At 63.6% G+C, this 18,968-nt stretch carries 14 protein-coding genes and 1 riboswitch; of the genes, 11 read left to right on the top strand and 3 right to left on the bottom strand.

All coding sequences use genetic code 11. From position 1 onward, the window contains the following. Window positions 1–42 precede the first annotated feature (42 nt). Together B0G81_RS24810 and B0G81_RS24805 are read left to right on the top strand one after the other, a co-directional pair. A complete protein-coding gene (locus B0G81_RS24810; RefSeq protein ID WP_134138614.1) occupies window positions 43–1,485 on the top strand; it encodes a flagellar hook-length control protein FliK in 1,443 nt (480 codons plus the stop codon). Next, the gene (locus B0G81_RS24805; protein WP_134138613.1) at window positions 1,485–1,844 is read left to right on the top strand and encodes an EscU/YscU/HrcU family type III secretion system export apparatus switch protein; all 360 of its coding nucleotides are present in this window, start codon (window positions 1,485–1,487) and stop codon (window positions 1,842–1,844) included. The genes B0G81_RS24810 and B0G81_RS24805 overlap by 1 nt, the downstream gene beginning before the upstream one ends. Before the next feature lie 3 nt (window positions 1,845–1,847). Here the strand turns inward: B0G81_RS24805 and B0G81_RS24800 are convergent, their stop codons facing one another. After that, window positions 1,848–3,266 (bottom strand): coniferyl aldehyde dehydrogenase, encoded by a 1,419-nt coding sequence (locus B0G81_RS24800; RefSeq protein ID WP_134138612.1) that lies wholly within the window; start codon window positions 3,264–3,266, stop codon window positions 1,848–1,850. A 108-nt stretch (window positions 3,267–3,374) separates the two neighbouring features. Next, the gene (locus B0G81_RS24795) at window positions 3,375–5,060 is read right to left on the bottom strand and encodes an isovaleryl-CoA dehydrogenase (RefSeq protein WP_134138611.1); all 1,686 of its coding nucleotides are present in this window, start codon (window positions 5,058–5,060) and stop codon (window positions 3,375–3,377) included. 308 nt (window positions 5,061–5,368) lie between these two features. Here B0G81_RS24795 and B0G81_RS24790 point away from each other — a divergent pair, with 308 nt between their 5' ends. Together B0G81_RS24790 and B0G81_RS24785 are read left to right on the top strand one after the other, a co-directional pair. Then, window positions 5,369–7,000, top strand: a complete 1,632-nt coding sequence (locus tag B0G81_RS24790; RefSeq protein WP_134138610.1) for a GMC family oxidoreductase N-terminal domain-containing protein — start codon at window positions 5,369–5,371, stop codon at window positions 6,998–7,000. 199 nt (window positions 7,001–7,199) lie between these two features. Further along, complete coding sequence (locus B0G81_RS24785; protein WP_134138609.1) at window positions 7,200–8,954, top strand: OmpA family protein; 1,755 nt, start codon at window positions 7,200–7,202, stop codon at window positions 8,952–8,954. Window positions 8,955–9,013: 59 nt separating this feature from the next. Here B0G81_RS24785 and B0G81_RS24780 read toward each other — a convergent pair whose 3' ends face one another. Further along, complete coding sequence (locus B0G81_RS24780; RefSeq protein ID WP_116118489.1) at window positions 9,014–9,976, bottom strand: LysR family transcriptional regulator; 963 nt, start codon at window positions 9,974–9,976, stop codon at window positions 9,014–9,016. Between the two features lie 175 nt (window positions 9,977–10,151). Between B0G81_RS24780 and B0G81_RS24775 the strand changes: the two genes are divergently transcribed. The 7 genes from B0G81_RS24775 to B0G81_RS24745 all read left to right on the top strand — a co-directional run bounded on the left by B0G81_RS24775 (window position 10,152) and on the right by B0G81_RS24745 (window position 18,967). Continuing rightward, the gene (locus B0G81_RS24775; RefSeq protein ID WP_134143200.1) at window positions 10,152–10,925 is read left to right on the top strand and encodes a glycosyltransferase family A protein; all 774 of its coding nucleotides are present in this window, start codon (window positions 10,152–10,154) and stop codon (window positions 10,923–10,925) included. A 129-nt stretch (window positions 10,926–11,054) separates the two neighbouring features. Next, a riboswitch (S-adenosyl-L-homocysteine riboswitch) is annotated at window positions 11,055–11,191 on the top strand. A gap of 32 nt (window positions 11,192–11,223) precedes the next feature. Further along, the gene (gene ahcY / locus B0G81_RS24770; protein ID WP_106284834.1) at window positions 11,224–12,645 is read left to right on the top strand and encodes an adenosylhomocysteinase; all 1,422 of its coding nucleotides are present in this window, start codon (window positions 11,224–11,226) and stop codon (window positions 12,643–12,645) included. A gap of 129 nt (window positions 12,646–12,774) precedes the next feature. After that, window positions 12,775–13,128, top strand: a complete 354-nt coding sequence (locus B0G81_RS24765) for a phage holin family protein (RefSeq protein WP_106284835.1) — start codon at window positions 12,775–12,777, stop codon at window positions 13,126–13,128. Window positions 13,129–13,139: 11 nt separating this feature from the next. Beyond that, window positions 13,140–13,970: a methylenetetrahydrofolate reductase [NAD(P)H] gene (metF, locus tag B0G81_RS24760; protein ID WP_134138608.1), complete on the top strand. Its 831-nt coding sequence runs from the start codon at window positions 13,140–13,142 to the stop codon at window positions 13,968–13,970. A 323-nt stretch (window positions 13,971–14,293) separates the two neighbouring features. Continuing rightward, a complete protein-coding gene (locus tag B0G81_RS24755) occupies window positions 14,294–15,937 on the top strand; it encodes an ABC transporter substrate-binding protein (protein ID WP_134138607.1) in 1,644 nt (547 codons plus the stop codon). Between the two features lie 240 nt (window positions 15,938–16,177). After that, the gene (locus tag B0G81_RS24750; protein WP_134138606.1) at window positions 16,178–17,806 is read left to right on the top strand and encodes an ABC transporter substrate-binding protein; all 1,629 of its coding nucleotides are present in this window, start codon (window positions 16,178–16,180) and stop codon (window positions 17,804–17,806) included. A 150-nt stretch (window positions 17,807–17,956) separates the two neighbouring features. Beyond that, window positions 17,957–18,967 (top strand): ABC transporter permease subunit, encoded by a 1,011-nt coding sequence (locus tag B0G81_RS24745; RefSeq protein ID WP_091798153.1) that lies wholly within the window; start codon window positions 17,957–17,959, stop codon window positions 18,965–18,967. Window position 18,968: the final 1 nt, after the last annotated feature.

Genomic DNA, 18,968 nt, shown 5'->3' with positions numbered 1-18,968 from the left:
TTTATTTGAGCGCGACGCCGCCAATGTGACCAAGGAATCGGCATGAACGGGATCGACACGACTGTCGCTTCGGTGCTCGCGAGCCGGATCGATAGTCTGCTCAATATCGCGCCGGGCAGTGCGGCGGCTTCGCAGGCCGGCACGGCGGGCGTCGAAACCGCGCCGACCATGCCGGCGCTCATTGAGACGCCCGCGCCGCAGCCCTCCGCCCAGACCGCGCTGTCCGCCGTCGCGCTCACGCTCAATGCGATCGTGCGCTCCGGCGGCGAGGCGACGCCCGCCGTGATCGGCCAGACGCCGATCTGGCCGGCCGCGCCCGCGCTTGATGTGGAAATAGGCGCGTTGCCGCTGTTCGCTACGTCCTCTGCTGCAACGGCTGCCAATGCATCCGCCGACAATCCGAATGCCGCTGCTACCGCTGCCACCGCGGCCAGCGCCAATGTCGCGGCGGCCCGGGTGCCGGTCGCGGCGCTCGCGGCCGCGCTCGAACAGACCGTCGGCGATAGCGGACTCTTCTATGAAGCGCATCTCGCGCAATGGCTGGCGGGCCAGCGTTCGCCCGCTTCGCTCGCCGGCGAGGCGCAAAACAAACTTGTCGCGGCTGCCGCGCAAGTGCCGCTCGATTGGGTGAACGACAGCGGCGAAACGTCGCCCGGCAATCCGTCCGACCGGCAGGGCATGGGTGCGGCGCCGAAAGGGTTCTCGAACGGTGGCGCGCAAGACGCGGGCGCCGCCGCGCGCGGGATGCCTTCGATCCCCAACGCGCAAACCGCGCGTTTTGTGGCCGGCGAGGTGCTGGCCAGTTCCCTGTCCGATCTGAACGGCCAGCCCGCGCATGCGAGCCTGCACGGCGCGACGGCGCAAACCGTCGACGGCGGCGCCTCGCAGAATGCTCAGTCGATGGCCGCCGCGGTTCATCCCGCGACGGTGCCGTTGGTGCGTCAGCAGCTCGATCTGCTCGCGACCGGGCAGTTTCGCTGGACCGGCGAAGCATGGCCGGGTGCCAAGCTCGACTGGACCATCGAACAGGAAGGCGACGAATGGGACCGCAGCGGCGGCGGCACGGCGAGCGAGGACGACCAGCCGTGGCGCACGCGCCTGACGCTATCGCTGCCGACGCTCGGTACCGTCGATGCGGAATTGACGCTCACCGGCACGCGGCTCGTCGCGCGCGTGCAGGCGAGTCCCGGTGGAGCCGCGCGTCTTGCGATGCAGGGCGAGAGCTTCCGCCAGCGGCTCGCGGCGGCGGGCATCCAGTTGAATGGCTTGACGATTCGCGAGATCGGCGGCGGCGCGCCCGCCACCGCCGCGAATGGCGCGGGCGCGGCGGCCGCTCAGGCGGCGGCGTCGGCGTATGCGCGGTCGGCTTCGGCGGCTGGTTCGGCGGAGGCGGGCGGTACGGCCGGCTCGGCAACGAACCGGACAGCGGGCGGACGCCGTCGCACCGCGACCACGCCCCTCGACGATTTCGATTGGGACATGTGATGAGCCGCAAACATCGCCGCAGCGCGGCCGCGCTCGTCTATGACGCCCAAGGCAGTGATCCCGCGCCGCGTGTGATCGCCAAAGGCTACGGCATGCTGGCCGAGATGATCGTGCAGCGGGCCAAGGAAGCCGGCCTGTACGTGCATGAAGCGCCCGAAATGGTCTCGCTGTTGATGCAGGTGGATCTCGACGCGCGCATTCCGCCGCAGCTTTATCAGGCGGTGGCGGAAATGCTCGCGTGGCTGCATCGGCTGGAAAGCGGCGCCGAGAATGAGCCGCCGGCAGCCGCAAGCACCGACGCGCCGGATGTCATCGACGTGGTGGCCACCGAAATCGAAGGCGGCCCGGCGACGCGTTGAGCGTCAGAACCGCATCATCAGTTTCAGCAGCGCGTTGACCCGTTTCCCGTATGGCGGCGAAATCCATCCGCGGGCGTTCAGACGCGCCTGTGTCAGCACCGGCTTCATCTTCGAGAACGTCACGAAGCCTTCGTAGCCGTGATACGCGCCCATGCCGCTCGCGCCGACCCCGCCGAACGGCAGACTCTCGCACGCAAGATGCATCAGCGTCTCGTTGATCGCCATGCCGCCGGCGATGGTTTCGTGCGTCACGCGTTCGATGGTGGCGGCGTCGTCGGCATACAGATATAGCGCGAGCGGACGCGGCCGGGCGTTGATCCACGCGATCGCGTCGTCGAGCGTGTCGTAGGACACGATAGGCAGCAGCGGCCCGAAGATTTCCTCCTGCATCAGGGCGCATTCGTCCGGCGCGTTGGTGACGGCGATCAGCGGAAAGCGGCGGCTCGTTGCATCGGGCGAACTGTCGGTGAGCGGGTGCAGCCGAGCGCCGGCGGCCCGGGCTTCGTCGGCGAGACGCTCCAGCCGCGCGAAGTGGCGCGCCGAAATGATCGACGTGTAATCCGGATTGCCGGCGAAGTTCGGGTACATCTTCGCCATCCGCGCGCGTGCCCGTTCGACGAACGCCTGCTCCTTGCCGCGCGGCACCAGCACGTAGTCCGGCGCGACACAGGTTTGCCCCGCGTTGAGCGTCTTGCCGGCGACGAGGTTGTCCACCGCGTTGTCGAAACGCGCATGCGCGCCGATGATGGCGGGCGACTTGCCGCCCAGTTCGAGCGTGACCGGTGTCAGATGCTCGGCGGCGGCGCGCATCACCTCGTGGCCGACCTTGGTCGAGCCGGTGAACAGCAGGTGGTCGAAGGGCTGCGCGCTGAACGCAGCGGCGAGCGCGGCGTCGCCGTTCACCACCGCGACGTGATCGCGCGCGAAGGTTTGTCCGATCAACTGTTCGAACAGCGCCGAGGTGCGAGGCGTCAGTTCGGACATCTTGATGATCGCGCGATTGCCGGCAGTCAGCGCGCTGACGAGCGGTCCTACTGCGAGCAGCACCGGATAATTCCACGGCACGATGATGCCGATCACGCCGAGCGGCTGCGGCACGACCTTCGCTCGCGCGGGCAGCAGCCATTTGTTCGTGCTGCGTCGTTGCGATCTCATCCAGCGCTTGCCGTGTCTAAGCGCGCCGTCGATTTCCTCCTTCACCAGCAGGAATTCGGCGAGCAACACTTCCTGTTTCGAGCGATTGCCGAAGTCGGCGTTCATCGCCTCGGCGAGCGCGTCGCGATTGTCGAGCATGACTTTGCGCAGCGTTTTCAGATGCGCGGCGCGCGTCTCCCACGACGGATACGGCGCGCGCAGATAAGCGTGGCGCTGGTCGCGCAGCAGCGCTTCGAGCGCGGCGACCTCCGGCAGATCATTTTTCATGTGTGTCCACTCCCTGATGGATTGCGTTGCGCGTCGAATCGCGCTTTTATTGGATGTGCTTCCGCAGCCTCTGCTTCGCGGTGTGTTTGCAAGCGTGCGTGTTTAACGTCAGGCAGGAAAAGCCCGTTCGACGATCGCTGCGTGATCGAACGTGGCCGGCAGCGTGCCATACACGCGGCCGCTTTCGCCGCAGCCATCGGCGAGACGCGTGGCAATAAACGCCTCGGCTACTTCGCCTGGTGCGTGTTTGAGCAGCAAGGCGGCCTGCGCGATCAGCACGACCTGCTGCGCGATCCGCCTTGCTGAGGCTTCGCGATGCTCGGCCGGTCCGTTGAGCGTGGCGGCCAGTTTGCCGAGTGCGGCGCTCAACGCCGGATGTGCTTGCGCGTCCGCCTGCCAGGCGGAGAGCAACGCCTGCGCCGCTTCCGGCTCGCGCTCCATCGCGCGCAGCACGTCGAGGCACATTACGTTGCCGGAGCCTTCCCAGATCGAATTCACTGGCGCTTCACGATAGAAGCGCGCCATCGGACCGGTTTCGACGTAGCCATTGCCGCCCCAGACTTCCATCGCCTCGCCGGTGAATTCCAGCGCGCGCTTGCAGACCCAGTATTTCGCCGCGGGCGTGACGATACGGCGCCACGCGCGCTCGGCAAGCGAAGTGGAGGCGGCGTCGGTGGACTCTTCGAACGCGCGCGCGAGGCGCATGAACAGCACCGTCGCCGCTTCCGATTCCAGAGCCAGATCGGCGAGCACGTTGCGCATCAGCGGCTGATCGGCGAGATGGCGGCCGAACGCACTGCGATGACGCGCGTGGTGAATCGCCTGCACGAGCGCGGCGCGCATCAGCGCCGCACTGCCGATCACGCAATCGAGCCGTGTGTAATTCGCCATTTCGATGATGGTCGGCACGCCGCGTCCTTCGTCGCCGATCATGATGCCGAACGCGTCGAGGAATTCGACTTCGCTGCTCGCATTCGAGCGATTGCCGAGCTTGTCTTTCAGACGCTGGATCTGCACGTTGTTCTTGCGGCCGTCGGGCGCGAAGCGCGGCACGTAGAAGCACGACAGGCCTTCGTGTTCGTCGGTGCGGCCGAGCACGAGATGCGCATCGCACTGCGGCGCGGAGAAAAACCATTTGTGCCCGACGAGCCGGTAGGCGCCGCCGCGGCCGCTGCCGGCGGTGGCGTAGGCGCGTGTCTGATTGCTGCGCACGTCCGAGCCGCCTTGTTTTTCGGTCATGCCCATACCGATCATCGCGGAGGTTTTCTGCTTGAGCGGCAGATCGCGCGAATCGTGCTCGCGCGCGTAGAGCTTGTCGCGCAGCGTCGCGAATAGCGCGGGTTCGCGTTGCAACACGGGGATGCTCGCGAAGGTCATCGTCAGCGGGCAGAGCGAACCGGATTCGATTTGCGCATGCAGGAAGTAACCGGCGCAGCGTGCCACCATCGCACCGCGTTCCGGATCGGAAAATGGCAGCGCGTGCAGGCCTTCGCGGCGCAGCAGCGAGAGCAGCGTGTGCCACGAAGGATGAAACTCCAGCGCGTCGATGCGCTCGCCGCGCGGACTATGCGTGAAAAGCTCGGGCTCGTGACGGTTGGCCAGCTCGGCGAGCGCGAGCGTCTCGGGCGTTGTGAGCGCCGCGCCGTGCCGCAGCAATGCACCGCGATGCCACCCGGCGCCGTCACGTTCGAGGGCTGCGGACAATGCGGCGTCGCTGGAAAAGAGGTTGTAGTCCGCCAGCGGCGCGACCTGATTGGTCACCTCGTGAGTCTGGCCGAAGCTGTGCTTTTCCATCTGCTGTCTCCGTTCAACGCATGCTCGCCGGCGTCGGCCGGCAGCGCGCTGTTTGATCTCCGCGTGTCATGCCGCACGCTAAGAGGACGGCGCGTGCCACGCCGCGTTTGAATGCTGGGCGCAGCCGCCCGGCGGGCGTTAGCGCGTCTTTCATCATAGGGGCGCGGCGGCCCTTCCGTTTAGAGGAATCGCTCTGCCGTAGAGGCGCCGCGCCGTCCGAACGCTCCCTACAATGCCGATGAAACACACCTAGACAAGTGTGCATGAGACAAGGGCGCGCAAGCAACGCGGCCCATCAGGAGGAGCGGATGCAATACGACTACATCATCGTCGGTGCAGGCTCGGGCGGTTGCACGCTGGCGAGCCGTCTCGCGGACAACTACCCGGACGCGACGATCGCCCTGATTGAAGCGGGCCCGCACACGGACCGCAATCTGTTGGTCAATATGCCGGTCGGCGTGGCGGCGGTGGTGCCGCACAAACTCAAGACCAATTACGGTTATCTGACCACGCCGCAACCGGGGCTTGGCGGACGGCAAGGGTATCAGCCGCGCGGGCGCGGCTTCGGCGGATCGAGTGCGATCAACGCGATGATTTACACGCGCGGCCATCCGCTCGATTACGACGAATGGGCGGAACTGGGCTGCGAAGGCTGGTCGTGGGCGGAGGTGCTGCCGTATTTCCGCCGCGCCGAAGGCAATCAGCGCGGCGCCGATGCATGGCACGGCGACAGCGGTCCGCTGACCGTCTCCGATCTGCGCTATCAGAATCCGTTTTCGCGGCGCTTCGTGCAGGCAGCGATGGAAGCCGGCTACAAGCCGAACGCCGATTTCAACGGCGCGGATCAGGAAGGGATCGGCTTCTATCAGGTGACGCAGCGCGACGGACGCCGCTGCAGCGTGGCGCGCGCCTATATCTACGACCGCGCGCATCCCAACCTGCATACGATCGCCGACGCGACGGTGCTGCGCGTCGCCTTCAACGGCAAGCGCGCGAGCGGCGTGGAGATCGTGCGCGGCGGCCGCACGGAAACGCTCGAGGCACGCGGGGAAGTGGTGCTTGCCGCAGGCGCATTCAATTCGCCGCAACTGCTGATGTGCTCGGGTATCGGACCGGCTGCACATCTGCAGTCGCTTGGCATTTCGGTGCTGCACGACGCGCCGGAGGTCGGCCAGAATCTGATCGACCACGTCGATTTCACCATCAACAAACGGGTTTCGTCGATCGAGCCGACCGGCTTTTCCATTCGCGGCATCGCGCGAATGCTGCCGCAGTTCGTCACGTTCATGCGCCACGGGCGCGGCATGCTGTCGAGCAATGTCGCCGAGGCCGGCGGTTTTCTGAAGAGCAAGCCGACGCTCGACCGGCCGGATCTGCAATTGCATTTCTGCGCGGCCATCGTCGACGATCACAACCGTCACATGCACTGGGGTCACGGTTATTCGCTGCACGTGTGCGTGTTGCGGCCGCACAGCCGCGGCACCGTGACGCTCGCGAGCGCCGATGCGCGCACCGCGCCGGTGATCGACCCACGTTTCTTCAGCGACCCGCGCGATCTCGATCTATTGGTGGACGGCGCGCGGATGGCGCGGCGTATTCTCGACGCGCCCTCGCTTGCGTTGCACGGCGGCAGCGAGTTGTACACGCATCCTGGCCAGTCGGACGAGGAGTTGCGTAGCACGATCGCCGAGCATGCCGATACGATCTATCACCCGGTGGCCACATGCCGGATGGGCGGCGACGCGCGCTCGGTGGTCGATCCGCAGTTGCGGGTGCGCGGCGTCACGGGGCTGCGGATCGTCGACGCTTCGGTGATGCCAACGCTGATCGGCGGCAACACCAATGCGCCGACGGTGATGATCGGCGAGCGCGCGGCGGATCTGATCGCGGCGGCTCGTCGCGAGCCGCAAGCGGAGTTGCAGATGGCGTCGATCAGCTGAGCCGGCATGGCGGCGAATGCCGCCTGCACGATCGGCGATATGTCAGATTTTGCCGCCAAATATAAGACAACTTGAGCGAACGTCTGCCAATTCGTCATAAATTGTGCCGTTTCGTTTATGAGATTTCCCGAAACCTATAATCGCGCCGCAAAAAGGAGCGCGTCAGGTGACGCGTTCGGGAACTCAAGGAAGCGAAGCGATGAGCATCAACGCAATTCAATTGATTCAGTCCGCCATGACGGACGGTGTGGTTCGGCAGCTAGCGGGCCGCCTGGGGCTACCGGCGGACGCGACTCAAAAGGTGCTGTCCGTCGCGGCGCCGACGCTTGTCGCCGGTCTGATGCAAAAGGGTGCGACGCTCGACGGTGCGCGTTCGCTGTTCGCCACGATCCTCTCGCCGGAAGTGAACGGCCATATCGCCGAACAACTGCCGCATCTGATCGACAGCACGAATGGCTTGAGCCGACTGGAAATGGCCGGGCGGCAGTTGCTCGAACGGACACTGGACCGCCGCGTCGACGCGCTGAGCGACGAAGTCGCCTCGCAAACCGGCGTGCCGGCGCACGCCACGCATGCCATGACGGGCATCGTCGGGGCAACGCTGCTTGGCTTGCTGAAGCGGCATTGTCTCGAAGGTCAGGGCAACGCCGGACAACTGCCCACGCTGCTGGGCCATCAACTGCCGGTCATCGCGCCTTATCTGAACGACCGCCTGATGGCCGCGCTCGGTCTGGGCGGCGTCGGCGCGTTTGCCGGCAACATTCTGGCGCAACTGAAGGCTGTTTCGTCGCACATCGATCATCCGACGCCCGCGGCGAAGCCGGTCGCCGACGCCTTGTCGACCATCCACGTGCCCGCGGGCGCCGTGGTGCGCGAAGAGCGCCGTTCGCACACGTGGCTGTGGTGGCTGCTCGCGGCAATCGCGGCGGTGCTGGCGTTTCTGTTTTTGCGTGGCTGCCAGAGTGAGCAGAACGCCAGCCGCGCTGCAGGACACAACAGTTCCGAAGCAGCGGTTAGCGTGCAACCGGCTTCGGCGCCGGTTCAGGCGTCGGCCGCTGCGGTCGCCGCCAGCGATGCGGCGGCGTCGGCTCCCGCCGCCAGCGCCGCAGCGCCCGCCAGTTCGGCGAGCGACGCGCAGCAACCCGCCGCCGCACTCGCACCGACTCAGGACAGCCAGCTCAGCTTCACCGTCGACTCAGCCGGCAAACCCACGCTGACCGCCACGGTGGGCAGCGAAGCTGAAAAGACGCTACTGATCGATCAGCTGACGAAGCGCCTCGGTCAATACAATTTCGTGCCCAACATCACGGTCGAGCCGGCCACGAAACCGGCCGACTGGCTGGCGCATTTCGACAGTCTGTTGCCGTTGCTTTCGCTGCCCGGCGCGGAAGTGAAAGTGGTCGGCACGCACATCGAACTGAGCGGCGCTGCCGCGGACAAGAAGCTCGGCTGGCTCGACAAGCTGAAGTCGCTGTTCGGCACGTCGTATCAGATCGGTTCGTTCGACGTTGCGCACGCTGTCGCCGATGCCAACGATAACTTCCGCAGCGCGATCAAGAACCTGCTCACGCCGGATAGCTCGTGCGCCGCAGCGGATGTGGTCAAGGTGCTGAACCTGCAGGTGATCAACTTCGCGAGCGCCAGCGCGCATGTACCGGCTTCGGCGGTGGATGATCTGAAGCAATCGGCGCGCGTGCTGAACGCCTGCGCCAGCAACGGCAAGACCGCGCGTCTGGAAGTGGCGGGCTATTCGGACAACGTCGGCGGCGAAGGCGCGAATCTGCAATTGTCGAAGCAACGTGCCGAAGCGGTGCGCGCCTACCTCGTCAAGACAGGCGTGCCGGCTGATTCGCTGTTGGCGCAAGGCTACGGCCAGGCGCGTCCGGTGGCGAGCAACGACACGGCGAGCGGCCGCTTTGCCAATCGCCGCATCGAGTTCGTCGCGCAGCAGTGATTGCGGGCTGAATCCATCCCTTAAGACATGCCGCCCGGTTTGCGCCGGGCGGCACTGCCTCACTCGGCGGGCCGTGCGGGAAACGGTGTCGTGATACCGGTCACGCCGATACCCGGCCCAAGCATGAAATCGTCGGCGGCCTGGCCGGGCAGCGCTTCCCGCGCGACTTCGAGCCACGCGCGCGCGGCGTGCGACAGATAGCCATCGCGACGCCAGCCGATCGCCATTTCCCATGGAATCTCCGGTTCCACCACGGGTCGGCAGGTGAACTGCGCGGGGTCGAGACGCCGGCAGTAGGGCGCCGGCAACAGCGCAATGCCGACACCGGCCAGCACCAGCGCCGCCATGAAATCCCAATGCCCGCTGCGTCCGACAATGGTCGGCGCAAAACCGGCGGTGCGGCATGCGTTCAGGACGACATCGTTGAGAGCCAGGCTTTCGCCGTAGAACACGAACGGCTCGTTGGCCAGTTGCGCGAGCGGCACCTCGTGCAGGTCGTCCCAGCTCGAGCCCGTGCGTGCGACGAGCCACAGCAACTGACGCGTCATGGGCAGCACGTCGATATTTTCCGGGTCGACCGGCTGCAGCACGCCGCCTAATTCCAGTTCGCCGTTGATCAGCGCGGTTTCGATGGCGCGCGAACCCTGTTCGAACAGCTTGAGTTCGATTTTCGGATAGCGCTGGCGAAACATGGCGATGGCCGGCGTGAAGAGCGAGCCGCCCATGGGCGGAATGCCGATGGTGAGTTGACCGCGGCCGAGCGTGTCGAGGTCGTTCAGTTCAGCCTGCAGTTGCGCGTGCGCCGCCAGCACGTCCTGGCCGCGCTGATAGACGATCCGGCCGGCATCGGTCAGCACCATCTGGCGCCCGTCGCGCAGCAGCAGCGGCGAGCCAATTTCATCTTCCAGCGACTTGACCATTTTGCTGATGGTCGGCTGCGTGACGAACATCTGCTCGGCCGCGACGGTGAAACTCTGCTGACGCACCACTTCGACGAAATACCGCAGCGCACGTAGTTCCACGATCTTGGGCTCCAGAATTCCAAATTGGAATGATCCGGCTGATTGTAAGTCAATATATTTATATTGCAGAGTGCCGATCCGGGGACGCCGCAGCCAATTCAAGATACGCCCGGCGGCAAGCGGAATAACATCAATGGATTTTCAACCGCCGACCCGCCCATCACCCCGGTTCCTCATGACGCCTATTTCGATCATCATTCCCTGCTATAACGGCGCGGCGACGCTGGCGCGTGCTCTGCAAAGCTGCCAGACCCAGCCTGAGACCACGCAGATTATCGTGGTGGATGACGGCTCGGCCGACGCCTCCACGGACATCGTGGCGCAATGCGGCCGCGTCGACGCGCGCGTGGGGCTGTTGCCGATGCCGTACAACGGCGGGCCGGCCCGAGCGCGCAACTGGGGCGCGATGCATGCGTCGCACGACCTGATTGCGTTCCTCGACGCCGACGACGAATATCTGCCCGGCGCCCTCGCCGCGGCGAGCGCATTCCTCGCGGAAAATCCCACGCAGGTGTCCGTGCGGCTCGACGTCGAGTACGCGGATTTTCCGCGCGACCTCACGGCTCACCCTGACTTCGCCGCGCATGCTGCGACGCTTAGCAATACGGTGCCCAGCGGCCTGTTCATTCGCCGGGCGGCTTATCTCGCGCTCGGCGGCTTTCCAATGGACGATGCGTTCCGCCGGATCGGTGGAGAAGACGGCGCGTTTTCGTGGGCGTTGCGCGATATATTCGGCAACCCACGGTTGAGCGACGCGAAGCGCGTGCGCATGCATTACCACGCGGGCATTCACGCCGAGCGTTACTTTCGCGTCGCGCTCGGATTGCAGATTCCGGATCCCGCCGATGTCGCCGAAGCGTTCCGCGTTTCCAGGCAGTTTCTCGAGACCGCGCGCGCCGGCATCGCGCAATTGCGCACGGCGAACGTGACGGCCGGGGCCGCCGGCTGACAGGCCGAGCGGCGTCTGCGAGGCGTCCATAACGGCGCTCGCGCACACGCTCGAAGCGCGAGAAACCCGCGTCGCCTGAAAACCCGATCCACGCCCCGAAGCCATCTCGTTTTGCTACAATCGCCGTTCGTCTTCGAGGAGCGTTGCGACGGGTACCGCGAATCAGCCTATTCGCCGGCCGCCCGCCAGGCTCGGAGACTTCAATCGGAGGGCTCGGATGCGCATTGCGCTTTCCTGGCCACCGCATCGAACCGCGCTCACGTCAAATTTCTAGTCACAACTTAGAAAGGAGGGCGTGATGAACGCCGCTGTTATCGATTCCAAAAATTCCCAGGACTTCGTTGTTGCTGATATGTCGCTTGCCGACTGGGGCCGCAAGGAACTCAACATCGCCGAGACGGAAATGCCCGGTCTCGTGCAAACGCGCGAAGAGTACAAGGCGCAGCAGCCGCTGAAGGGCGCGCGCATTGCGGGTTCGCTGCACATGACGATCCAGACCGGCGTGCTGATCGAGACGCTGACCGCGCTCGGCGCCGACGTGCGCTGGGCCTCGTGCAACATCTTCTCGACGCAGGATCACGCCGCCGCGGCAATCGCCAAGGCCGGCACGCCGGTGTTCGCCTTCAAGGGCGAATCGCTCGACGAGTACTGGGAATTCTCGCACCGCATTTTCGAATGGCCGAACGGCGAATTCGCCAACATGATCCTCGACGACGGCGGCGACGCCACGTTGCTGCTGATCCTGGGCTCGAAAGCGGAAAAAGACCGCTCGGTGATCTCGAAGCCGACGAATGAAGAAGAAGTCGCGCTGTACAAATCGATCGCTTCGCACCTCGACGCGGACCCGACGTGGTACTCCACGCGCCTCGCGCACATTCAGGGCGTGACGGAAGAAACCACGACCGGCGTGCACCGTCTGTATCAGATGGAAAAAGAAGGCCGTCTGCCGTTCCCGGCGATCAACGTCAACGACTCGGTCACCAAGTCGAAGTTCGACAACCTTTATGGCTGCCGTGAGTCGCTGGTTGACGGCATCAAGCGCGCGACCGACGTGATGATCGCGGGCAAGATCGCCGTGGTCGCAGGTTACGGCGACGTGGGCAAGGGCTGCGCGCAATCGCTGCGCGGTCTGGGCGCGACCGTGTGGGTCACCGAAATCGACCCGATCTGCGCGCTGCAGGCGGCAATGGAAGGCTACCGCGTCGTGACGATGGAATACGCGGCGGACAAGGCCGACATCTTCGTGACGGCAACCGGCAACTACCATGTGATCGGCCACGACCATATGAAGGCGATGCGTCACAACGCGATCGTCTGCAACATCGGTCACTTCGATTCGGAAATCGACGTGGCGTCGACCCGTCAGTACGAGTGGGACAACATCAAGCCGCAAGTCGACCACATCATTTTCCCGGACGGCAAGCGCGTGATCCTGCTGGCTGAAGGCCGCCTCGTGAACCTGGGTTGCGCGACGGGCCACCCGTCGTTCGTGATGTCGAACTCGTTCACGAACCAGACGCTTGCGCAGATCGAACTGTTCACGCAAGGCAAGAAGTACGAGAACAAGGTGTACGTGTTGCCGAAGCATCTGGACGAGAAGGTCGCACGCCTGCATCTGGCGCGCATCGGCGCGAACCTGACCGTGCTGTCGGACGATCAGGCCGGCTACATCGGCGTCGACAAGAACGGTCCGTTCAAGCCGAACCACTACCGCTATTAAGCGCGTCGCGGCGGTTTGACCGCATGACAGCTTGACGACAGGGCGGCGCACGATGCGCCGCTTTGTCCGCCATGCCTGCCGCTTTGCGCGCTTTTTTCGTTATCGGACATCCTGCCAAAGGAGCTCTACATGACCTTGCTGCTGACCTGGCTGATCAACGCGCTTGCGCTCCTGATCATCACCTACCTCGTTCCGTCGATTCATATCCGCAGTTTCGGCACCGCATTGATCGTCGCGGTGGTGCTCGGGTTGATCAACACGATCCTGCGGCCGGTTCTGATCCTGCTGACGCTGCCCGTCACGATTCTCACGCTCGGACTCTTCATTCTGGTGGTCAATGCGCTGTGCTTCTGGCTATGCGCGTCGCTGCTGAAGGGCTTCGAAGTGTCGGGTTTCTGGTCGGCGTTTATCGGCTCGATTCTGTACAGCATCGTTTCCTGGCTGCTGTCCGCGCTTATTTTCGGCAACCGCAGTCTCGGTTGACCCACTGAATCATGAACCCGATCGAACTATCATTCGAATTCTTCCCGCCGAAAACGCAGGAAGGCGTCGACAAGCTGCGCGCCACGCGCGCCCAGCTCGTCACGCTCAAGCCCAAGTTCGTGTCCGTCACGTTCGGCGCCGGCGGCTCGACGCAACAGGGCACGCTCGATACCGTCGTCGAAATGGCGAAGGAAGGGCTCGAAGCGGCGCCGCACGTGTCGTGCATCGGCTCGTCGAAAGAGAGCCTGCGTGCCATTCTCAACGAATACCGCGCGCATGGCATCCGCCATATCGTCGCGCTGCGCGGCGATCTGCCGTCCGGCATGGGCGAAGTCGGCGAGTTGCGTTACGCGTCGGAACTGGTGAGGTTTATCCGCGCCGAGTTTGGCGACTGGTTCTGGATCGAGGTGGCCGGCTATCCGGAATACCATCCGCAGTCGCGCTCGCCGCGTCACGATCTGGACAACTTCGCCCGCAAGGTGAAGGCCGGCGCCAATTCGGCGATCACGCAGTACTTCTTCAACGCGGACGCGTATTTCCGTTTCGTCGACGACGCAAGGAAGCTCGGCGTGGATGTGCCGATCGTGCCGGGCATCATGCCGATCACGAACTTCTCGCAACTGATGCGTTTCTCGGAGATGTGCGGCGCTGAAGTGCCGCGCTGGATCGCGCGACGGCTGGAAAGTTTCGGCGACGACCGCGAGTCGATTCGCGCATTCGGGCTGGATGTGGCGACGGACTTGTGCGGGCGTCTCATCGACGCGAAAGTGCCGGGCCTGCACTTCTACACGCTGAACGGCGCCGCTGCGACCAAGGCGATCTGCGAACGCCTGGGCGCTTAAGCACCCACCACGTTTTTGAAACGAAACCGCGCGGCTCATTCAGTCGCGCGGTTTTTTTTCGCACGGCGAATGCGCGCCACGAACGGCGCGCAAGGGGCGCTGGGGCTTGCGCGCGAATACTGTGCAGCGCTGCTGCCGTCGGCCGCTGGCGAATGAAGCAGGGGTGACAATTCCGACGCGCAAATTCGGCCGCGACGACTGCTGCGTCGCAACAAGCGAGCCAGCCCGAGTCAACCTTGCGGCGCGTAAGCCCGCATTGAACCCGATTTTTGTGCTGTCTATGATCAAAGCGCAGCTAACGTGGCTGCTGTGCGGAGAACGTGATGACGGTACCCAAGTTGCTGTTTGCAGTTCGCCAAACCTGCCTTCCGGCGCTCGCCGCCTGTGCGGTCCTGAGTGCCGGCCTGACGCCCGCCGCCGCTGAGGCGGCCAAGCTGCCCGACAAGACGCTCGTGTTCTGCTCCGAAGGCAGTCCGGCGGGCTTCGACAGTGCCCAGTACACCACCAGCGTCGAGTTTAGCGCGGGGTCGTACACGGTCTACAACCGGCTGATCGAGTTCGCGCACGGCAGCACGGACATCGAACCGGGGCTCGCCGAAAAATGGGACGTCTCGCCGGACGGGCTCACCTATACGTTTCATTTGCGCCACGGCGTGAAGTTCCAGACCACGGCGTTCTTCAAGCCGACGCGCGAATTCAATGCGGACGACGTCGTGTTCACGTACCAACGCATGCTCGACCCCGAGCAGCCGTTCCGCAAGGCGTACTCGGTGCCGTTCCCATATTTCACCGATCTGGGCCTCGCCAAGAACATCGCGAAGGTCGAAGCGGTCGACCCGTACACGGTTAAATTCACGCTGAAAGAAGTCGACGCGCCGTTTTTACAACAAATTGCCATGCCGTTCGCGTCGATTCTTTCGGCGGAATATGGCGATCAGTTATTGAAGGCGGGTAAAGCGTCGGATATCAATCAATATCCGGTCGGCACCGGCCCGTTCATTTTCCGCAGCTATACGAAAGACGACACGATTCGCTTCGACGGCAATCCCGATTACTGGAAACCGGGCGTTGTCAAAGTCGGCAAGCTGATATTCGCGATTACCGTCGATCCGGCCGTGCGTCTGCAGAAACTGAAACGCGGCGAATGCCAGGTGATGGCGTATCCTCGTCCCGCCGATATTCCCGCGGTGAAAACCGATGCGTCTCTCGTTATGCCCAATGAGGTGGGTTTCAACCTCGGCTATATCGCCTACAACACCACCAAGAAACCGCTCGATAACGTGCTGGTGCGCCGCGCGCTCGATATGTCGATCAATAAGAAAGCGATTATCGAATCGGTGTATCAGGGCGCGGGCCAGACGGCGACCAACCCCATGCCGCCGACCCAGTGGGGCTACGACAAGAATCTGAAGGACGCCCCGTACGATACGGAAAAAGCCAAAGCGCTGCTGAAGCAGGCAGGCTATCCGGACGGCTTCGATTTGACGCTTTGGGCCATGCCGGTCCAGCGGCCTTATAACCCGAACGCGCGCCTGATGGCGGAAATGCTGCAATCCGATTGGGCGAAGATCGGCGTCAAGGTGAAGATCGCGACATACGAATGGGGTGAATATATTCGCCGCGCCCATGCCGGCGAGCATGAAGCGATGTTGATTGGCTGGACGGGCGATTATGGCGATCCGGATAACTGGCTTGGGGTATTACTGGGTTGCGACGCAGTCAACGGCAGTAACTTTTCCAAATGGTGCTACAAACCTTATGACGATCTGATCAAAAAGGGCCGCAGTACGACCGATCTGTCACAGCGTACCAGTGCCTATACTCAAGCCCAGGAGATTTTCAAGGATCAGGTTCCGTTCACGCCCATCGCCCACTCCACGGTCTATCAGCCGATCAGCAAGAACGTCACCGGCTTCAAGATCGACCCGTTCGGCCCGACGCAATTCATGAACGTAGGTCTGAAATAACGCCGGCGAGTCGTATTTTGCTGAAGCGACCTTCTAAAGCCGCACGTTCCGGCCAGCGCCGGCGTGCGGCTGGTCTTATGCCCAAATGGTTTCCGATTGTCCGTGCTGCGTGGGATCGGGGTAACCGCTAAAGCGGTAACTCCGATCAACGGAGGGAATTTCCTCCGCTTGGTGCTGTGAGCCAAGCTCAAGTAATATCGCGCTACGCCGGCGGGAGCCGGCCACGAACCTGGAGGAAACATGAAGCAAAACAATCTGTTGCGCGCCGCGCGTGTTACGACGCTCGTCGCAGCTGCAGCGGCATCGTTGGTGGGCGCGAGTGTCGCGCGCGCCGAGATCCCGAATAAAACCCTGGTCTACTGCTCAGAAGGCAGCCCCGCGGGTTTCGATCCTGCCCAATACACCACGGGCACCGATTTCACGGCTAACACATTCACCGTCTACAACCGTCTCGTCGAATTCGAACGCGGCGGCACCAAGGTCGAACCGGGCCTCGCCGAAAAGTGGGATGTCTCCGCGGACGGCAAGACGTATACGTTCCATCTGCGTCATGGCGTGAAGTTCCAGACCACGTCGTTCTTCAAGCCGACGCGCGAATTCAATGCGGACGACGTCGTGTTCACGTTCCAGCGCATGCTGGACCCGAACTCGGCCTTTCATAAGGCTTACCCGGTCCAATTCCCGTACTTCACGGACATGGGCCTCGACAAGCTGATCACCAGCGTCGAAAAGGTCGATCCGTACACGGTCAAGTTCACGCTGAAGGAAGTCAACGCGCCGTTCATCCAGAATCTGGCAATGGAATACGCGTCGATTCTCTCGGGTGAATACGGCGACCAGTTGATGAAAGCCGGCAAGGCCGCCGACATCAACCAGTTCCCGGTCGGCACGGGCCCGTTCATCTTCCGCAGCTACACGAAAGACGCGACGATCCGCTTCGACGGCAATCCGGATTACTGGAAGCCGAACACGGTGAAGATCTCGAAGCTGATCTTCTCGATCACGCCGGACGCCGGCGTGCGCGTGCAGAAGATCAAGCGCGACGAATGCCAGGTGATGAGCTATCCGCGTCCGGCCGACATCGCGCCGCTGAAGGCTGAAGCGAACATCGCGATGCCGTCGCAACCGGGCTTCAACCTCGGCTACCTGGCGTACAACGTCACGCACAAGCCGGTCGACAAGGTCGAAGTGCGTCAGGCGCTCGACATGGCGATCAACAAGAAGGCGATCATCGACTCCGTGTACCAGGGCGCAGGCCAGGCCGCCACGAACCCGATGCCGCCGACCCAATGGTCGTACGACAAGAACCTGAAGAGCGCGTCCTACGACACGGACAAAGCTAAGGCCCTGTTGGCCAAGGCCGGCTATCCGAACGGCTTCGACATCACCCTGTGGGCGATGCCGGTGCAGCGCGCGTACAACCCGAACGCCCGCCTGATGGCGGAAATGATCCAGGCCGACTGGGCCAAGATCGGCGTGAAGGCGAAGATCGTCACCTATGAGTGGGGCGAGTACATCAAGCGCGCTCACGCAGGTGAGGACGACACGATGCTGATCGGCTGGACCGGCGACAACGGCGATCCGGACAACTGGCTCGGCACGCTGCTCGGCTGCGAAGCGGTGAACGGCAACAACTTCTCGAAGTGGTGCTACAAGCCGTTCGACGACCTGATCCAGAAGGGTCGCGTCACGTCCGATCAGGGCGCGCGCACGACGGCTTACATGCAGGCTCAGCAGATCTTCGCGCAGCAACTGCCGTTCTCGCCGATCGCTCACTCCACGGTGTACCAGCCTGTCAGCAAGAAGGTCGTGGATATGCGTATCGAACCGCTCGGCTATGCGCGTTTTGACGGCGTCAGCATCAAGTAATTCGTCGAGCTAGTCGTAAAGCTAGTCGTAAAATTTGCGCAGTACGCTTTTCGCACGGTTAGAAAACTGGTCGAAATGGTCCGGCGACCGGGGTCACGAGCCCTCGTCGCCGGTTGCGTTTTTTCTTCACCAAGACCATAGGGACGAACCATGTTCCGCTTTGTTTTGCGCCGCATCGGCATGGTGATTCCGACTTTCATCGGCATCACGATCCTCGCGTTCGCGCTGATTCACCTGATACCGGGCGACCCCATCGAAGTGATGATGGGCGAGCGCGGCGTCGATCCCGCCATGCACGCCGCGGCGATGCACCGCCTCGGGCTCGACGAATCCCTGCCGATGCAGTACGTCCACTACATCGGGCGCGCGTTGCACGGCGACCTCGGCACCTCGATCATCACCAACACCAGCGTGATGGGCGAATTCCTCGCACGCTTTCCCGCTACCGTCGAACTGTCGATCTGCGCGATGCTGTTCGCACTGATCGTCGGCTTGCCGGCGGGCGTGTTCGCGGCCTTGCGGCGCGGCACGGTGGTCGATCACGGCGTGATGGGCACGGCGCTGACCGGCTACTCGATGCCGATCTTCTGGTGGGGCTTGATCCTCATCATGGTGTTCTCCGTGAAGCTCGGCTGGACGCCGGTATCCGGCCGCATCGCGGTTGAATACGACATTCCGCACGTGACCGGCTTCATGCTGATCGACGCGATGATGTCCACCGACGAAGGCGCGTTCAAATCCGCGCTCAGCCATCTGATCCTGCCAGCCATCGTGCTCGGCACGATTCCGCTGGCGGTCGTCGCGCGCATGACGCGTTCGTCGATGCTCGAAGTGCTGCGCGAGGACTACATCCGCACCGCGCGCGCGAAGGGCTTGTCGCCGGGGCGCGTGATCGTCGTGCATGCGTTGCGCAATGCGCTGATTCCGGTGGTGACGGTGATCGGCCTGCAGGTCGGCACGCTGCTCGCGGGCGCGGTGCTGACCGAGACGCTGTTTTCATGGCCGGGTATCGGCAAGTGGCTGATCGACGCGATCGGCCGGCGCGACTATCCGGTGGTGCAGGGCGGTATCCTGATGATCGCCACGCTGGTGATCGTCGTGAACCTCGTCGTCGATTTGTTGTACGGCGTGCTGAATCCGCGCATCCGCCATACGAGGTAAA

It is taken from the genome of Paraburkholderia sp. BL6665CI2N2 (genome assembly GCF_004366535.1).
GTDB lineage: Bacteria > Pseudomonadota > Gammaproteobacteria > Burkholderiales > Burkholderiaceae > Paraburkholderia.
Note: the sequence above shows the minus strand (reverse complement) of the source record. Positions and strands in the feature narration are given on the sequence as shown.